Source organism: Agarilytica rhodophyticola (genome assembly GCF_002157225.2).
In the GTDB taxonomy this organism is placed as follows: domain Bacteria; phylum Pseudomonadota; class Gammaproteobacteria; order Pseudomonadales; family Cellvibrionaceae; genus Agarilytica; species Agarilytica rhodophyticola.
The window spans coordinates 6,649,153-6,668,970 of sequence record NZ_CP020038.1; the positions used below are offsets into that span (position 1 = coordinate 6,649,153).

General features: G+C 40.9%; 8 protein-coding genes. 1 reads left to right on the top strand and 7 read right to left on the bottom strand.

The features are described from left to right. Positions 1-73: 73 nt before the first annotated feature. Positions 74-1,183, bottom strand: a complete 1,110-nt coding sequence (locus tag BVC89_RS27460) for a TonB family protein (RefSeq protein WP_086934279.1) — start codon at positions 1,181-1,183, stop codon at positions 74-76. A 686-nt stretch (positions 1,184-1,869) separates the two neighbouring features. Here BVC89_RS27460 and BVC89_RS27465 point away from each other — a divergent pair. Continuing rightward, the gene (locus tag BVC89_RS27465; protein WP_086934280.1) at positions 1,870-4,116 is read left to right on the top strand and encodes a TonB-dependent receptor; all 2,247 of its coding nucleotides are present in this window, start codon (positions 1,870-1,872) and stop codon (positions 4,114-4,116) included. A gap of 70 nt (positions 4,117-4,186) precedes the next feature. On the opposite strand, the gene BVC89_RS27470 is transcribed toward BVC89_RS27465, so the two are convergent. From BVC89_RS27470 to BVC89_RS27500, 6 genes are all read right to left on the bottom strand, one after another. Beyond that, positions 4,187-5,509 carry a cytochrome-c peroxidase gene (locus BVC89_RS27470; RefSeq protein ID WP_086934281.1) on the bottom strand — a complete coding sequence of 441 codons (1,323 nt, stop codon included), beginning with the start codon at positions 5,507-5,509 and terminating at the stop codon, positions 4,187-4,189. A gap of 39 nt (positions 5,510-5,548) precedes the next feature. Continuing rightward, positions 5,549-6,505 (bottom strand): FixH family protein, encoded by a 957-nt coding sequence (locus tag BVC89_RS27475; protein WP_086934282.1) that lies wholly within the window; start codon positions 6,503-6,505, stop codon positions 5,549-5,551. A gap of 105 nt (positions 6,506-6,610) precedes the next feature. Continuing rightward, positions 6,611-9,073, bottom strand: coding sequence for a choice-of-anchor B family protein (locus BVC89_RS27480; RefSeq protein WP_086934283.1), 2,463 nt, complete (start codon positions 9,071-9,073; stop codon positions 6,611-6,613). Between the two features lie 825 nt (positions 9,074-9,898). Beyond that, positions 9,899-11,485, bottom strand: a complete 1,587-nt coding sequence (locus BVC89_RS27485) for a peroxidase family protein (protein ID WP_086934284.1) — start codon at positions 11,483-11,485, stop codon at positions 9,899-9,901. A 1,096-nt stretch (positions 11,486-12,581) separates the two neighbouring features. After that, entirely contained in the window at positions 12,582-13,076 is a 495-nt protein-coding gene (locus BVC89_RS27495) for a flavin reductase family protein (RefSeq protein WP_086934285.1), read from the bottom strand. A gap of 204 nt (positions 13,077-13,280) precedes the next feature. Continuing rightward, positions 13,281-19,796 (bottom strand): type I polyketide synthase, encoded by a 6,516-nt coding sequence (locus BVC89_RS27500; RefSeq protein WP_086934286.1) that lies wholly within the window; start codon positions 19,794-19,796, stop codon positions 13,281-13,283. Positions 19,797-19,818 lie beyond the last annotated feature (22 nt).

A 19,818-nucleotide genomic window follows, 5' to 3' on the forward strand; every position in this document is an offset into this window, starting at 1 on the left:
CTTCAAGAGTATCTAGCTTTAATTAGCTTAAATACTTTTTGAAGAGAGCAGAGTATAAGCTCTTGTTTCAGTCTTAAAGAGCAAAAGATACAGGCACTCGAAACGTTAATGATTCACCTGTAATTCCATCGGGCATTTTGGGAAAAGGCAACGCACCTTCAACACCTTTTTTGACCGCATTATTTAACAAACTATATTTCGATTGATTTTCAAATTCAAAACCAATCATTTCACCATCCCGAGCGATAGTCACTAAAGCGACGACATTGCCGGTCTGCTTAAACTTTTGAGCGCGGCGAGGATATTCTATGTTTTTACGCGCAAGCCTTGTTAAGTCAGCCATGTAAATTTCACGCAGCTTGTTTTCTTCGGCTTTGAGAAGCTCTAGTCTTGCCAGCTCTTCTTGCCTCGCCAATTCTTCTTGTTTTTTCTGCTCTGCTAGCCTCTGTTGACGTAATTTTTCTGCTTTTATTGCCGCAGCCCTCTTTCTTGCTGCCTCTTCCTCTTTGGCTTTTTTCTCAGCTTCTGTCTCCTCGGCTTCGGCCACTACAGCAGCTCCTGTTTCGCTAGCGACTGCAGCCGCTTTCTGAGCAAGAAAGGCGGTTATTTCGCTTTTTCTCGTTTGGCTATATTGAAGCGAATCAAACAATTGCCTCGCGTCCGAGCTATCAGTGCTACCGATTAGACCGTCTTTAAACTCACGCGAAGGCGGCTTATCACCAATATATATGTTGAGGAAAATGAAAAACAACTCTTTTGATTGCACACTGCCTAGCTCAACATCATTGAGAATCATAGAGAGATTATCGCCACTAATAGCAAAACTCAGATGATCGCCTCTGTGCAAATTAGTTGGAATCAGACTCGTAAACTCCTTAAAGCTTTCTCTATTTCTGGTCATTACCTCAGCGGAGTTATTTATTGCAGCACTATTGGAAAATAAGCGAACTAAGCGCCTAGCACCAAGCTTTTTCGACACAATTTTAAAGTCCAAACGTTTAACATCAATGGGACTCTCCATACTTCCTGAATCAGTAAACAATGCAGTAACAAAAACGTCGTCCGAAAGTTCTGCGTATTTTGCATAACCAGTTGCCGATAGCTCAGCAAACACTTTATTCCCTGCCAATAGCCCAAACAAAAAACATATAACAATAAAGTCTCTTCGCAGCAGAGCAAACATTAGGGGTGCCTCACATATTGAACATTTTTATTAAACGAAAAGGTATTCGATAGTCACATAAAACCATAAAAAAATATAGGCAGACTTTTAATTATCTTACAGGAAACGTATTAATAGAAAAATACATGCCAAATTGTTGAATTAAATCATCGAAAGAAATAAGCTTTAATTACCATAAGTGTCAAAACTTATTTTTTGACGAATATTTTTGCTAAATTCAGAGCTTGCATATGCCTATTTTTATATCATTTAACATGTTTGCTTTACACTTTGTGTGAGTGTAGGGAATATCATTGAAATATTTATTACCGAGTGTAAATAAACGCTAATCCTGGGCTTAGGCAAAGATTTTGTTCTCTACTGTTTAAAAATGTGGCATGATGCTGGTCGATAAAACCGATGATTATCGGTCAATATTTCAGCTATTTAAGCTGTTTTTAATTTCTACTCGATGATGTATCTGGAATAAATATCGCAATAAATCTTTGTTATAGTCTAATTTTACTGATTTATGACATTGCGCGCCATTTTGTGCGCATTGTATTGGGGCGAAGCGCACTGCCAGAGTGCGAAGCGTAAAATACAGTCAAGATCATGTACTAAAGTAGTAATCTGACGGCATCTTAATGTTGTATTCACTAAGAAGCCAAAAGATACGACCATTGAAATATGTTTTTGGGGAAGACATGAATAAATTATCTAAATACCACGTAACTGCATTAGCGAGTGCGATCTCACTAGTTTTAGTAAGTAATGTAAACGCACAAACAACGCAGGCAAATGCGGATCTGACACTTGAGGAAATAATAGTATCGGCACAAAAACGGCAAGAGAGCGCGCAGGAAGTTCCAATCTCTATCGCATCTCTTTCGGGTGAGCAGTTTGATACTATCTTCAGCGGTGGTGAAGATATTTTGGCACTATCATCAAGAGTACCCGGCTTATACGCAGAATCATCTAATGGACGGGTAGCACCTCGTTTTTATATTCGCGGCTTAGGAAATATTGACTTTGATTTAGCAGCATCGCAGCCAGTTTCTATCGTTTTCGACAATGTTGTTCAAGAAAATGTTGTTCTTAAAAGCTTTCCAATATTCGATGTTGAGCAAGTAGAAGTTATTCGTGGACCACAGGGAACACTGTTCGGTCGTAACACCACAGCAGGTATTATTAAATTTGATACTCGTAAACCAACACAAGAAGCAGAAGGTTATTTAAACGCAAGCTACGGAACTTTTGATACAGTTAATATAGAAGCAGCAGTTGGTGGTGCTTTGGTTGATGATGTTCTATCAACTCGTGTTTCTGTACTTTCTCAGACTCGTGAAGACTGGATCGACAACAGTTTTACCGGCCAAGCTGATGCTTTAGGCGGCCATAAAGAAAATGCTGCTCGCATACAATTTTTGTATACACCAACAGATTCATTTTCAGCCCTATTTAACTACCATATACGCGATCTCGATGGCACGGCTTCGGTCTTCCGTGCAAATATTTTCACTACCGGTAGTAACGACCTTAACGAAAACTTTGACCGCGACGTAGTAAATCATAACCAAGGAGATAATAATCCACAGGAATATGAAGCTTCTGGCGGATCATTAAAATTAGATTGGGAGTTCGATGCCCATACCCTAACATCGATCACAGGCTATGAAGAATCTGAAGGCTTCAGTCTCGGTGATATTGATGGTGGTACAGCTCAGAATAATCCTAATGCTGGCCCAGGATTTATTCCATTTGATGCAGTTACACAAGATAATGCAGATGTGGAACAATTAACCCAAGAAATACGTATCGCCAGTAACTACGATGGTCGTTTTAATTGGCAAGCAGGTGCTTTCTTTTTTGACTCAACTTTGGATGTCAGTACAACGGACGGTTTTTTTGGTAGAACCACTGTATCTCACGAAAATACTACTTGGGCTTTCTTTGGACAGGTTTCTTACGACCTTTCTGAGAGCTTAACTTTGTCAGGTGGTTTACGCTACACCGATGATGAAAAAGACTTGGTTGTACTTGAGCAGAACGTTGACAGCTTTGCGTTATCCATAGGCCAGGCAAGCATTCAAACCTATGAGCCAGTCAACGTCGCCGATGATCAACTAAGCGGTGATATTAGCGTGAACTATCGACTGAGTGATACTACAAGTCTCTACACTCGTGTTTCTAGTGGCTTTAGAGCACAGAGTATTCAAGCTCGTGACGTTGCCTTTGAGGGCAATCCATCAGTTGCAGATTCAGAAACTATTACCTCTTATGAACTTGGTTTTAAATCTGACCTATTTTCAGAAAGCTTACGTTTAAATGCGGCACTGTTTTACTATGAGATCGACGATATCCAATTATCAGCTATCGGTGGTGCCAACAATGGCAATAGCTTATTAAACGCAGACAAAGGTGTGGGCCAAGGTTTTGAAGTTGATATGGAGTATGTACCAACTAGCAACTTGAGAATTACCGCAGGTTTCAGCTATAACGATACAGAAATTCAAGATTCTGACTTGTTGACTGCGCCATGTGGTTCAGGTGCATGTACCGTGCTCGATCCTATTGTGACACAAGGTGGAACAGATCTCGCCCTGATTGATGGCAACCCTTTCCAATCTGCTCCAGAGACAATATTTAACTTCACACTTCGCTACCAAATTCCTGCCGGCGACAGCGGTCAGTTCTTCGCTTTCACCGATTGGGCATTCCAAGGCGAAACCAGTATCGCATTATATGAAGCAGCAGAGTTTATTACCGACGACCAATTTGAAGGCGGTTTACGTTTAGGCTACGAAAACTTCGAAGATAATTACCAAATAGCACTATTCGGACGTAATATTACGGATGAAGAAAATGTTAAAGGTATCATCGACTTTAATAACAACACTGGCTTTGTAAACCAGCCTAGAATCGTAGGTGTTGAATTCAACGTTCGATTCTAAACTTAAATGGTAGTTAACCCGGCAGTAAAAAGCGACGGGTTAACAATCGCAGCGCAAGGATGCGCGATCATCAATTACCACTTAGAATTTGCGAGTCGCTAATTTCTGGATTCCACCAATAATCGTCCTGCGGAAATGGTGACGTGAGCGTCGATAGAAAAGCAATAATATTTTCTAATTCCTTATCGTTTAATTTCAGAGGTAAAATATCAAAGTGTGGACGATTAGGGTGTTGTTCTCGATCATAAAAAGGTGGCTTCGGCAGATTGTAATGTGCCAGCACTTCCTTTAAATCTTTAAACTGACCACTTTGCATATAAGGCGCTGTCGCTGCAATATTACGTAGAGTCGGTGTTTTAAAAGCGCCAACAAGTTCAGGCCCACTCTTTTTAAGATATGTCATCTCTTCACATTCGCTTTCTTTGGCATCACTCCATTTAGAAAGGCAAGTAAATTCATCTTTGACTAAATCTAATACACCTTGGTAACGACCCAGATCTACTTTGGCTTCGTCACTTTCTGGCGCGCCAATATTATGAAATTCAAAATTGGTAAATAGTGGGCCATTGTGGCAACTAAAACAATTAGCTTTGCCCATAAATAAGCGTAAGCCATGTACTTCACTCTCACTTAGTATGGAACGATAGCCCTGATCATTTTTTTCTTGCATTGCATCGATAAAGTCATCAAAACGAGAGGCAGGCAGCTTAAGCTGACGCTGATAGGACATCAGCACTTTGCCAATATTACTAAAAGCGCGATTCACTTGATCCTGCTGATAAGAAGATAGTTTGTGCCAACGTTTCTGCGATCGCTTATCACCAATAGGGCTTGCCTTCTTAGGCAACTTTTTAATAGTGCGATAATCTTCAATCTTACCAAAAACGTATTCATACTCCTGCCTGTAGAGACTCAAGACTTTACGTACAAAACCGGATCGATCCATCGCCATTTCGTTAGGATGCTCTATCGGGCCTAACGCTTGTGACCAAAGACTATCTTTGCGCCCATCCCAATACTGCCATGGACTCCAAGCAACACCTAGCAAGCTCGGAGCACTGCGCTGTGTTTTACCAAGGCCTTCAGATAAAGCAAGGCCATCGGTAAAATATTTTTTAGGAGCATGACAACTAGCGCAAGCAACTTTTCCATTTTTACTTAGACGCGAATCAAAAAATAGCGCACGCCCAAGGCGGGCCGCCTCGATACTATCTGCGATATTATTACTAGGAGCTTGCGGTATAGGAGATAAATTACTTAACGAAAAATTCTTGAGGAAATTAATATCAGCAGAAGTAAATGCATATACATCTTGCTGGTCTTCTCTATCCTGCGAAAAAACACAAGACGACAAAAATAAAAACAAAAAAATAGGATACTTAATTGCAGTCATATCATAACGCCATAACACATAACAAATAGAAGGAGAGATTTAAAATACTAAATTAAAAACAACAGAATCATCTTTACTACTTGCTTTTTCATCAGTAACGTTGAACTGCATTACCCACCAGCCTTTCATTTGAAATTTTACACCTTCAACCTTATAAACTCCCGGTTCTACTTCCTCGGTCACTCTTGGTTCTGTGGGAAGGCCATGAACATGCCCTGGCATATGGCCTATAATTTCCACATTGGCATTCTCGATAGGCTCTCCAGACAAATTGCTCAATATCAAATGCCATTTATGTATCTCATTTAATGGCGCTAAAACTTCACCTTGTTGAGTAGTCGATACCACCTCAATATGGGCGAAGTATTGTTGTTTTCGTGAGATTTGAAAAGAGCTAATATCTAAGTCTGGTGGTGCATTTTGCCCAGCTAATGCAGGAACTAACAGTGACATTTCTTTATTAACATTCTCAGGGTTAATATTATCCGTTGGCGTACCCATTTTATTTAACATATTGGGATGAACACTGCGAAAGCGTGTATTATGAGAAATAAACGAAGTGGTCTCACTATCCATAGATACAGGCTTACGGTTACGAATTTTTTTCCCCCAGCGTTCAACAATAGCTTCTTCAAATACTTCTAAGGATTGCTTAAATAGATGCTTATTTTCTTCACGTAACTTGCTACCGCTGTCCTGAAGATTTTTTAGCTGTGATGCAAGGTTATCGGCTTGCTTTGTTAAATTATTTCTTTCACTACTATCTTTCGCTTTTCTTACTTTTGAGCGTAGCTTATTGAGCTCTTTGCGAATTTTATTTGCACTAACAATTTCTTCACTGGATTTTTTCTCAGCGAGGTTGGCCTTGTCTAAAAGATTGTTAGCATGATTAAATAAGTTATTGCTCTGCTTTGAGGGAACAGCAGAAACAACTGTGCTAAAGAACGTTAAGGAAAGACATAAAGCTAAAACGTTATAGTTAACTTTGAAAATCATAATAGCTATATTTTTGATTTATACATGTATTCGAAATAAATTAAGAAACACTGAAAGCCGTCAAAGCGCACATAAAAGCACTTTGACGGCAACTCATAGCACGAATTAGTTAGAGCATATATTAACGTCGTCGATACCACACTCTACTAAGTCACCCCCAGCGGCTGCATCAGAACATTGCACTCTAAGAACAACGTTTGAGCCTGCAGGGATTTGCGCACTAGCATTTGTCCACGACGCATTGGAAATAACATCGCCAACAGACACTAGCGAATTAAAGCTATTACCACCATCGGTAGAGAACTCAATACTAAAGCCATCTCCAGCATCATCACCACCATCACGCTGACCGTGGAAGTAAGCAAGAGATAATGTGGACGCCGAGCCAACGCTATAGCTTGGCGATGTAGCGATACAGGTACCACCATCCACATCGTTAGAGCCTGCAGTTGTGTTAGTAGCTGTGAAATAAGCATTACTACCTGTATTGGCACCGCCAACCTGAGTTGTCACACCACCATTATTTTGCTCTGATGGAGTGCCAGTGACAAAGTCACCTGTGCTACAGCTTGATGCTGTTGAGTTTGTCCAACCACCGCTGCCGGATTCAAATCCTTGCTCAACTGTACATGTAGGTGCTGGAGTAGGCGTTGGCGTGGGAGTTGGTGTAGGCGTTGGACCACCTGGTGCTGTTGGACAAACTAACACTTGGTCGATGCCGCCTTCGATAATATCACCACCAGATGCACCATCTGTTGCACGCACGCGGATTTGGATAGACCCAGGATTAGCCACTGTTGCTGCCGCGTTGGCCCATGCTGCAGCGCTAGCAACATCACCAATATTAACCAATGTGTTAACTACGTTACCGTTATTTAATATCTCGATAACAAAGCCATCACTAGCGTCATCACCAGGATCTCGTTGCCCATGGAAATAAGCAAGCGACACATCAACACTACTTGCACTAGAGGCATCGATGGCAGGCGACGTGGTCTGACAAGTTCCACCGTCCACATCATCAGTACCGATCGCAGTATTAGGTGCAGTAAACCAAGCACCCGAACCTACGGCAGCTCCGCCAACTTGCAAAATCGCACCGCCTGTTGTGGTTTCTGTTGGTGTTCCACGAACGAATGAGCCAGTGCTGCAGCTACTGCCGGTATTGGTCCATCCTTCGGAAGCGCTTTCAAATGTTGCTGCATAGAAACACCCATTGGGCAATGGTGTTGGCGTCGGTGTCGGGGTTGGCGGGTTGCCGTTAATCGCATCCCAATCGGGCGCAACCACAAATAAACCTGTACCGATATCACTTAGGATTACATTGCCACTTTCGAAGTAAGGATAACTACTCCATGCACCAGACATCTGTGCACTGTTAGACCCTGGAATGGTATCAAAAACAGCAACTTCTTCTAATTGACCATTAGTAATATTGTCTGTCGATAAAATACGTAGTCCTGCTCGGTAGTTGGCTTCAAAAATAAAGTTATCTTTGGTATACAAGTTATGATCAGTTGCAGCAGTTGGCCCTACATAGCGACCAATTTCACGAGGATTATCGAGGTCACTCACATCCCAAATATAAGATGTTGTATTAATCCCACGTCGCGTCTCATCCAATTCATCATTCATAATGAGAATTTCATGACTATCATTTAAAAACCAGCCTTGGTGCGTATAGCGAGAGCCACTGTAACCTTCACGTGAAATTTGAACAGGGTTAGACTTATTAGTAACGTCAACAAAAGTAATCGTGTCTTCGTTATAAGCGGCACATATTTCACGTCCACGATAAGTGGTATCTGGGCCGGCATAGACTACACACTGAGTATCATGGGTATAACCATCAGCAGAAAAACATCCCGCGAAAGAAGGCGATGTTGGGTTGGTAATATCAACCATATATAACCCACCGCTACACTGGTTGCTACCAACAATATAGGCATAACCCGTATCTTCATTAATCGCAATATTATGTGCAGGACCAAAACCACCTAGATGTGCTGTTTCACTTAAAGTCCCACCGGGGTTACTAAGGTTTCTCAGGGTATTCAAGTCAAATACTTGCAAACCATGAGTAGGGTTACCACCACCATCAGCAACGATGAAAGCATGGTCGTTATATACTTTTATATCCCGCCAAGAATCCCTTCCACCATTATGAGATGGCAGATATCCTAGAAAAACAGGGCTTGCAGGATTGGTAATATCAACAAAAGAAGTTCCAGCAACTCTTCCTACAATTGCTATTTCATTACCAGTAAGAGGGTCTGTCCATCCCCAAATATCATTCAAATTTCCGGAGCCGCCACCCATATTTGCTTTTGCAAGAAAAGATTGAAAATCAACCTTATCACAGGGGAAACCATTAGCAGAGCCACCTACACATGTAGAAGCTGCTACAGCCGAACTGCCTTCTTGTAGAGACTTTAGTAATGTTGTGGGAGTACCTTCGTTTGAGTCATCAAACTTAAAGGAATCCGGAAACATGGCACTATGGCCAAAAGCCACAGAAGACAACAACATACAAAACGATGCAATATATCTAAGTTGCGTGTTCTTCATTTTTATTTACCTTATTGCTTTCTAGATATTGCATACCAAAGCAGCTAATAACTTAACGGGTATTATTAACAAGCACTCAAATACTTTTCATTGCACCTCAATTATTTGAGAACTGGAAAACATATAAAAACAAACATATGCGCCATACGAACAACTATTAGCAAAAAAGATGATTTAAGCGAAACATCATTAATACCAACAACTTAAATAGTTCGTTCAGCTGTCAAACCACTTGTTTAAATAATTACAATCTCTTCGAAAAACCGTTATTTGGCATGAAATATTAAAAATAGAAATGATGAAAATATTTTTTGTTGGAGCAAATTAACATCATTTGACCTGCGTCAAAGTGTCGCACCTAGCTTAATTCAAAGATTTACATTTCACAAGGTAACCAAAGCCAATATGTGCGCCATAATACGATTAGTTTAAAAAAAAATTTTATGAAGGAAGCCGATGTAATTTATATATTTAAATTAATGTCGTCAGAGAAATGAAAAATAATTTAATTCGACGAAAATAAACACTCTAATAAAAAATTACAAAAATATATTTTTTAAATTGATTCTCTATATAAAAAAATTGCTTTTATGCTTAGCTAATTTTTTGATAATAAAGTTTAATAGAACGCCAATAATGCTTTTGTGAAACTGTTGACATAAAAGTCAAGTTTAGATGGAAATGAGCCTATTATTAGGCTCAGTATTCATTATGAGAAGTAAGGGTTATTTAAACGGCGCCCAAAAATATCGATTTGATTTATTTTAAAATCTAAGCAAAGCCTGATTTATAAAACTCTATTCTATTTAAATAAGATAATATTAGTTACAAACTAAAAATAGCCTTAGCGTTAAAGCTACTTGTATTATTCCTGTCTAACACGCTTTGAAAGCTATTGGTCTGTTTTATAATTTCCATTCCAACTTCAGACAAAGTATCTGTAGTGTAAATGTTCTTGGAAAGTAATGGATTGGTATATATTTGTGTAAAAGCATCGTAAGCAACCATAGTATTCAGTAAATCACCGAATAGGGCATCACCTTCACCACTTTGCGCAAAAATACCTATGACGAACTCAACATTATCAATATCTTTATATAACTCTTTTAACTTAGCGGCAAGACTGGAGTCATGAGTTAGCTCATCAAAGGATGATAGTTTATCGAGTCCATACAACTCCCGGTATTTATTATAGGAGCAAAGTCTAAAATCTCTGCCCATCTTTAATGTTGCATATTCAGCACCAAGCATAAAAGTAGGAACGTTTTTAAGACTTATTGTCCCTGCATTTTGTTTAGATACCGCATCGATTAGCTGGACTAAGCCTATATCTTCAAGCGCTCCATTATTCATTCTATATTGTGTGTGACCATATTCTTGATCGCCAAATTTTATAACATCAGGTATCAAGCCGTGCCAACGATATAACAAATCAAATTCAATACTAATCCAAGGCGTTCTATACCAGTTTTGCTCTTCAGCAAAAGTATGATCAAGATAAAATAATTCCCCACCAGTAATATGATTAATATAATCTTGGATAACCAACTTTAATAAAATTACCGTGTTAATCATTCTTGCGGTCTGAAATAGGCGTTCATCATCCCAAGAGGGATAAGCTCCTGATAATTCATCGCACAGTCGATTGTGTTCTCTCATAAAAATAGTACTAATTGCCACATAACCAATGGAAGAGTTCCCTCGCTCCAAGCCTGTGGCATAAAGTTTATGCTTTCTTGAATCATCCCATCCTCTTACGATTTCATTTAAAATTTTTTCGGAGGTATAAGGTAGGCCTTTATAGCAATCTTTAACTTTCCATTTTCCATCGCCACCAACTTCGCCAAGATAATCCAGATACTCTTCTCCATTAATTTTTTGGCTTTTTAATTTGCCCTTCTCTTTGCTTCTTAAAATGTTGGCTGACTCTTCAGTAAGCCCATATATTTGGCACAAATCAACATTATGGTTGGAAGTGTTTTTCCTTCTATCTGAGGAGTCAACTCTCAAAACACTATCTGTAAACCACTGTGCAAAAAACATAAACAGCATAGACGAACGTCCTGTTTTCATCTCTCCTTCTCGAGCAAACAGTGCGGTAATATCGCCAACAGTATTATTTTCAGGGTTATAGGCTACATCTTTAGGTAAACGATCTATGTATTCCTGATCAGCTGGAGGTAAATGTCTTGCGGAATAACGCTTATCTGTCAACATAGGCCAAGTGGTATACTCACCTACGGGGCCCTGCTCATCCTTTTCTTCTGGTTTAGCAACATGCGACCATAAACTAAATGCATTTGGCCTAGGTTTTATTGAGTTACAAACACTATTGGTAGCGATTCTATTTATAAGTTGCTTTGTGCACGGAATATGATCCTTAATCTTAAGGGCTGTATTGATAATACTCATAAAAACTCCTTACCTAATAAACTTCTTCTAACCCGCACTTTATAAAACTGACTTTTAATCTCTATAGTTACTTTATTCCGCATAACAGCAGAACCTTTACAATATAGCGGATCACCTTTTTAAGAATGACGGCAGCAAAAGCAACAATGCTTTGCATCATTAAGTTATATTATCGTCTTAAATAAAAAACGAATACGATCCAGCACACATCACTACTCGTATTTATAAACGTTGATAATGTTGTAAATATCTAGATATAGCCCGTCTAATCATATTTCAATTAGCACATACTTAAGTCTTTTTATAAAAATAATATAGGCGGCTATAATAATTGCAGTTTTTATACACCTGTAAATTGATATCCATACCGCAGCCGAACAATAGTACAGTTTAAGAATGAGAAATATAAGATATTTTTTTTATGAAAATTGAGTATTGTCAGCCATATCAACTATAAAGTTATCGCTTACTTATGGGCTAAAATAATATCTCAAGTGACACAAATAAAATACTCTTATAACTGTTCTATTTACTATGTATTACTATCTAATACAAAACAATAATGGAATTTAATACTTACCTTTCACTTTAACTGATTACCCATACATAATAATATCGTTAACTAATTAATGAAAATTATTAGAATTTAGTTAACAGACCATATCATAATAATTATCTATACGATTTTTCCTTAGCTATGTGACTAAAATTATAAAGAGGTTACTTATGAAACTCGGTGCATTTTCAGTTAGCTTAAAAGTTAAGGATATTCAAAAATGAAGAACATGTGATTGGTCTTTTCCAGGGTATTTTTGAAAAACATACTGACTTTGACCCTGGTTGGAACAGCAAGGCGATTCACTTAGATGACTTTACAGATGTTAGAGAGATTCAAAAACAGCTAGGGCCCGGCCAGTTGTCTTGTTATTGATTCAGATGGCAATCCAATTCTTATTGATCAGCATGTATAAGCATGAACAATTTTTAATGAAACCGCAAAAAGAAAGTAAATATCAAATTGCTCACCTGTGAGCATGATAGACAAGAGAGGTGTATCTACTTATCAGAAAAGTGCTTCGCTTAGTGCGAATAGCCGCTAGATATTATAATAAGCACCTTTGGCATATACTAAAATATCGGGTTCGCCACTGCCAAAATGTACTTTGCGAATATTACCGATATAAATATTATGAGTGCCGTAAGGTACTACCTGACTTTTCTCACAAATAAATACAGACAGAGCATCTTCTAAATACGATAGACCTGTAGTTTTATCCACAGACCAATTGCCCACATTAAAGCGGCTCTCCCCTTCCGCGGGTTTTGCACAGGTATTAGACACCTCTTGTTGATCTTTACTCAAAATATTGACGGTAAAGTCCGATGTCTTAGCTAAGGCTGAATCCATTTTTGCCGCTTTGTTGACACATACGAGTAACGAAGGAGGGGCGTCAGACACAGAAGTGACAGAGGAGGCCGTCATTGCAACTCGTTCTCCATCTTCTGTCAGAGCACTGATCACACAAACACCAGAGGCAAGATTCCGCATTCCTTGTTTAAGTGCAACTGATAATTCTTGTTCATTACTCATTCATCGATTCCAAATCTTAAAAATAAAACACAAGGCTTCTATTAAACTAAACAAAAAACGCAAAAAAACAGATAAACAAACTAACATAACCCAACTAGACACCGGCCCGCAGCCTAACGCTAGTTATAATCTAGGGCCTGTTGACCCTAGCATAGCACGATAAAGTCAGCGCCTATTCTAGTTAGAGTAGCTATTGCCTTTTGATCACTTAGTTTTGGGGTCTGCCTTTTCTATACATTCACGTAGTTTAGTCGCCAAAACTCTTACATTGGGTTCTAGCACCATGGAGTCGTGATTGCCGGGAACTTCAAAGACCTGCAAATTATCGACATATCTTGGCCAGCCATTATCCTCATAAATAACCTGCCGATCCTTATTCGCGACCCGTCCGCCACTGAGCCGATATTTAATAGGCAATTTAGGGCGAAAGAGCTTTGCATCAATATTCATAGGCTTTATATCATAATGAGATAAAGCCCTATAAAACGCAACTTCCATTACACCAGATTTAAACTGAGCAGGGCTTTGGCTGGCCTGTTCCACTTCGCCAAAACGGTTGCGGAATTTATTGAGCTCCCAGTGATAGCGATTTTTAGCCCATTCGGAAAAATAGGCAAAACCTTTATTTTGAATTCTTTGCCAGTGAATAGACATTCTATCTACTGAACTTAATGGTTCATTGTAAGGTAGAGGTGTATCCAGCAAGATAAGCTCCGCCACTTCTTGTCCAGCTTGTTTCAACTGACGCGCGATCTCATAAGCAGTTATACCGCCGCCAGAGAAGCCACCAAGAATATAGGGGCCTTCAGGCTGCACCGTTTGTATCTCTTTGATGTAATCCCTGGCCATTTCTTCAAAAGTTTCATGGGGTTCATGATCACCATATAAGCCTCTTGCCTGTAAGCCATAGAAAGGACGGTCGTTGCCGATCAGCTGGGCGAGATGACGAAGGTTCAGTACATTCCCAAACATACCAGCCACCAAGAAAAACGGCGTCACTTGTGTCGACTTGCTACTGTGCATTGGCACGAGATGGGTATAACGGGCTTGATGGGTTTTATCTTTTGTTTCGCTTGAGGAATCACTCAGGCCGGTATCACCAACGACGTCGCGGATCATATCGGCACAGGCTGCAATAGTCGGCGCCTCGAACAGTACAGAGATGGGATAATCAACATCATAGGTTTGTTGAATTTTGGCAAACAAACGCACTGCAACCAATGAGTGTCCACCTAGGTCAAAAAAGCTATCTTCCACTCCAACTTGGTCCACACCAAGAAGCTCTTCCCAAAAACTGACCAAGTTGCGCTCAATATCATCCTTAGGCTCAACATAGTCATTATCTAATTCTGGACGTGCAAATTTGGTGTCATCATCTTCTTTATGCAGCGATGCTGCCGTAGCATCCACTTCTTCTATTAACGACTCTAATTCCAACGAAGAGATGATAACTTCAGGTTCATCACAAACATCAAGTACATTAAAGAGCGCAGCACTTCCTTCCTCGGGCAAAATACCTTGTGAGAGATTATGCTGGAAAGCCATTTCTGAAGGTGAAAGGGAGCGAAACTCAGCATCACCAGAAGCCCGATCTAACTCATCCTTTTCCAGGCGGGCAGGAGTATTATCTGCTATCGAGAAATCTACCTCACCTACCATTTTGCGAATCGTTAGCTTTTCAACTTGCGCTAACAAATTCCCTTTCCAATCAAACATACTTATGTCAAAGCTAGCAAAATCATCATCGACTTTGTTAGCTCGACTGTTGCGTACCCAACTGTAAATGCGTTGGGTCAGTGGTTTGTAATATTTAAAGCTGCCATAAGACACGGGAACCCAGAGGTTGTCCGATGTACCATTATTCAAGTAGCCAGTAATCAGCTCCATTGCATAGCCGGTAGCAATATCAAGTAGTGCGGGGTGAATTTTGAAGTGCTCTAAATCCCCTTCAAATTTATCATCTAAAGAAAGCACCGCAGCCGATTCATTCTCGGCATATTTTGCATCACGCAGCACTCGCCAGCGAGGCCCAAAATTAAGATGTTCTTCTTGCAAGGTGCGTTGCGCGGGCGCTGTGTCTGAATCGGATATACGCTGCAAGCCAATACGAGACATCACCTGATAAACATCTTGTCTGTCTTGTGGCTCTTCAACCCCGATAATAATTCGCGCTTCGGCATGGGTCTGCCAACCACTACCTGCGTCGCCATCGTTGACTTCGCTTTGAATTGCGACACTATAGCCTTCAATAGTTTGTTCAAGCTTCACTCGCGCCGCTAAGGTAATATTTTCAGGTACATATAGGGCTTTTAAGAAAATCAGCTCTTTGATCTCAAAGCCACTACTTTCGCCACATTCATTCAAAGCCGCTCGTATAAGCTCGATATACCCCGTACCAGGCAATAACGCTTGGCCTTTCTTGGTTCGGTGTTCATCTAAAATCCAATGCTGCTTGGTGTTATAGTGGGAAGTTAAATAATGAACATCGCGTCCATTTTTCGACGTTTGAATATGTTTTTCAAACAATGGGTAGTGGGCATCGGAGACATCTTTATTGGCTTGTTTAGCAGTGTCATAACCCATATTTGCCGCGCTGTTTGCAGCCATACCCACTTCATTCCACACGCCCCAATTCACCGCGACAGTATAGCCAGCTTCTTTATTATTACGCTGCTGAGCATAGGCATTTAGAAAGGCATTGGCTGCGACATAATCAATCTGTCCCACAGGAGCAATGACCGTTGAAGTCGATGAGAAAAGCACGAAAAAGTCTAACTGTTTACCAGCAAAGATATCCCCTAATACCAATGTGCCGTAGACTTTAGGGGCGAATACTTCCTCCACTTCACCTTGGCTTTTCATTTGAATCAGGTTGTCGTTAATAGTACCAGCACCGTGGATAACACCATTTATTTCACCATAATGATCATTCCCTTGGTTGACAATTTCTTGCATGCGATCCGCGTCTGTCACGTCACCAGACAATACCAAGACATCCGCCCCCAGTTCTTCCAGTCTACGCACCTTGCCAATGCCAATACTGATTTTGTCATCGTGACCATGTTTGATTAACCAATTTGCCCACTCGGAGCGACTCGGTAAAGGCGTGCGATTGACAAGGATAAGCTTGGCGTTATAGTTCTCGGCTAATTGTTGAGCCATAACATAACCAATACCACCGAGACCACCGGTAATAAGATATACACCCCCTTCGCGGATGCGTTTGTTGACCTCATTTTTTGGTTTGTCAGTATTAACGTCAATACGATCATACTGTCGCTGCCAACGGACATTATCGCGATAGGCATAAAGACCATTAGCAAGCGGCGCATAAAGTTCGTTGGTCATTAAATCTAACAGGTCCCCAGGGATCTCAGGCGTTTGTGTTTTATTGCCAAACAAGCCAGCGCGCTCTGGCTTTATGGGTAAATTGATATCAAAACAAGCAACACTTACTTGTGGAAACTCCCGAGGAATAATTTTACAAGGGCCTAGTGCCGTGGCTTTTTCTGCATAAGGGACAGCTTCATCGGCAACCTGCATCATGCCATTGGCATAGACCAACATTTCTACTTTGCGATCTACCTGCCCTTCATCAGCAATGGCTCTAGCTAGGAAAAATAAACTATAAAAACCGTGTTCTTGATTGCGATGTAAAAAGCTAGATCCAGGACGGAAGCTTTCATCTTGAGTCAGTAACCACAGGTGCAAAATACGATCGGGGAAACAACCACTGGCCACCAAGTCTTTGATCAATGGAGTGTAGGCATCTAACCCCAGCTCTGGAGATAACTTGTAGCTTTCTTGACTCACTTGGTAGTAAGCATCACCTTCTTCTACTGTAACAACGGTATGACCATCGGCACGGAGTGTGTGAACAAGTTTTTCACCAAGCCCACTTTCATCCATAAAAACCAACCAGTTTTGCTTGGCAACAGGTTTTGTCAAAACTCCTTGTTGCAGCCATACAGGCTTGCGGTACCAATCTTCGAGTTTTTCTATTTTTTGAATGGCTGAAAAAATCTGACCATTTTCTTTACTAGGTTTACCTGGCTCAATAAAGTATTGGCTGTGATTAAAGGCGTAGGTAGGCAAAGGAATACGATGGCGCTTCTGATCTCCCCACAGCTGCGATGCTGTCACTTTTAAGCCAACGCCCCATAAACGGCCAAGTACCGTATAAAAATAACTATCGTCTGCAGTTTCTTCCTTTGGATGACGTAAGGTAGAAAACACTCGCTGAGCAGGAGCATCTTGATTTTGTCTCGTCAGAGAACCTAGGGTGTTACCCGGCCCTACTTCAAGAAAAATTAAATCATCACTTTCTAGCAACGTATTAATTCCATCTGCGAAGCGCACTGTATTACGCAAGTGCTTAACCCAATACTCAGGGTCACAAGCTTGCTCGGCAGTAATCCATGTGCCGGTATAGTTGGAAATAAAATCCATTTTTGGTCGGTTAAGGGTGATGCTTCTCAGGTAATCGCCGAAGGGCTGCAATATATCATCGAGTAACCACGAGTGAGCAGCAATATTAATACGAACGGCTTTATTGTCTATCTCAAGGGCGGTGAGCTTCTCAGATAAATCGGCTAAATCTTGCTTAGTGCCTGAGGCAACTGACAGCATTGGGCTGTTAACTGCCGCCATAGCTAGTTTATCGTGTAGATGCTTCTCCAATTCATCAGCTGGAAGTTGCACACTTAACATACCACCTTCGGGCACATCATCCATAAGTTGGCCACGCAATAACACCAGGCCTAAAGCGTCGGCAAAACTAAACACTCCCGCCAAACAAGCTGCGGTATTTTCACCCATGCTGTGGCCGATTAACGCTTTAGGCTCAATTCCCATGGACATCCACAACTTCGCCAATGCATATTCAACCATGAAAATAAGGGGCAATTGCACGGAAGGTTTTTGTAACTCTGATTTAACTGTATCCAGATCCTGGTCGTCCACAAACAGGAATCGTTTATAGTCGAGATCTGTTTTTGCTTTGAGAATAGCGAAACCTTCATCCATGTGTTGTTTAAACACTGCTTCAGTACGGTAGAGGTCAAGACTCATATCCGCATATTGAGCACCCCCACCCGGGAACATAAACACAAGTGATTTATCGCTGCCATCTGCAGAGTGGGTAAAAAGACGTCGCTGATCATTATTCTCAAGTAATGCGATAGCCTCTTCGCGATCCCGCACGGCTAGAACACGACGGTTTTCGAAGTCTTCTCGACCTTCAAATAAGGTATAGGCAACATCAGCCATATTGACATGGGGATTGTCCCTTAAAAACTGAGCAAACTTTTCAGCATAGCTATCTAAAGACTTCCGACTCTTGGCAGAAAAAGTAAGTAGGTGATTGCTCTTATCATAGGTATCAGATTCAGAAAGTGCCGGAGCCTCTTCTAAAATTACAAAGGCATTAGTACCACCGACACCTAGGGAATTGACTGCCGCTCTGCGAGGCTCCTCTCCTTGCTTCCAATCCTTAAGTTTATGATTGACATAAAAAGGTGAGCGAGCGAAATCAATAGTTGGATTAGGTGCTTCGTAATTAAGACTCGGCGGGATTTTTTTATTTTCCAAAGATAAGGTGGCTTTAATAATGCCAGCCACACCAGCTGCCGTATCCAAATGTCCAATGTTAGTTTTTACTGAACCTAAGCCACAAAAACCTTTTCTCTCAGTGGTTTCATTAAATGCTGCGGTAAGAGCAGCCACCTCAATAGGATCACCTACTGGCGTGCCGGTTCCATGGCATTCAACATAACCAATAGAATCAGAATCTATGTCTGCAATCTCCATTGCTTCTGTTATCGCTTCTGCCTGCCCTTCCACGGAGGGAGCTAAGTAGCCAACTTTACTGGAGCCATCATTATTCACGGCCGAGCCAATAATGACAGCATGTATATGATCGCCATCGGCAATCGCATCTTCTAAACGGCGCAGTACAATAACACCGGTGCCACTGCCGAAGATAGTGCCTTTCGAGCGATGATCAAAGGCGCGACAATGACCGTCCGGTGAAAGTATTTCATTTTCCTTATACAAATAACCGCGATTGTGAGGCAGATCTATGGTAACACCACCAGCCAAGGCCATATCACACTCTTCACTGAGTAGGGATTGGCATGCTAAATGGGTAGCCACTGAAGAGGTTGAACATGCGGTTTGCACATTCACAGCGGGACCTTTTAGATTAAAGCTGTATGACACACGAGTGGTGAGAAAGTCTTTATCGTTGCCGGTATGACGTAGGAGAAACATACCTACAGAATCCACCAGCTCTGGATTAGTCATGATATTTTGCGCTAGGTAAGCGGCCATACCTGAACCACCAAATACACCTATTGCACCATCAAACTTGGAAGGCGGATGGCCTGCTCTTTCGAGAGCTTCCCAGCAACACTCGTAAAATTGTCGGTGCTGAGGATCTAAGATACCCGCCTCTTTTGGGCTAAAGCCGAAAAAATCAGGATCAAAGTGATCGAAATTATCAAGGTGTGCTCCAGCTTTAACGTAGTGCGGATTCTTCAAAAGGTCAGGTGTGACACCTGCCTGCGCCATTTCTTCATCGTTGTAGAATTTTACCGACTCGATACCCTTTTCAATATTATTCCAAAATTCATCAGGCGTCTTTGCACCGGGGACTCGGTTCGCCATTCCAACAATTGCAATACCATAACCACCAAAATCTTCAGCTTCTGAATTGTCCATTTTTTTATCTATTTTTTTCAAG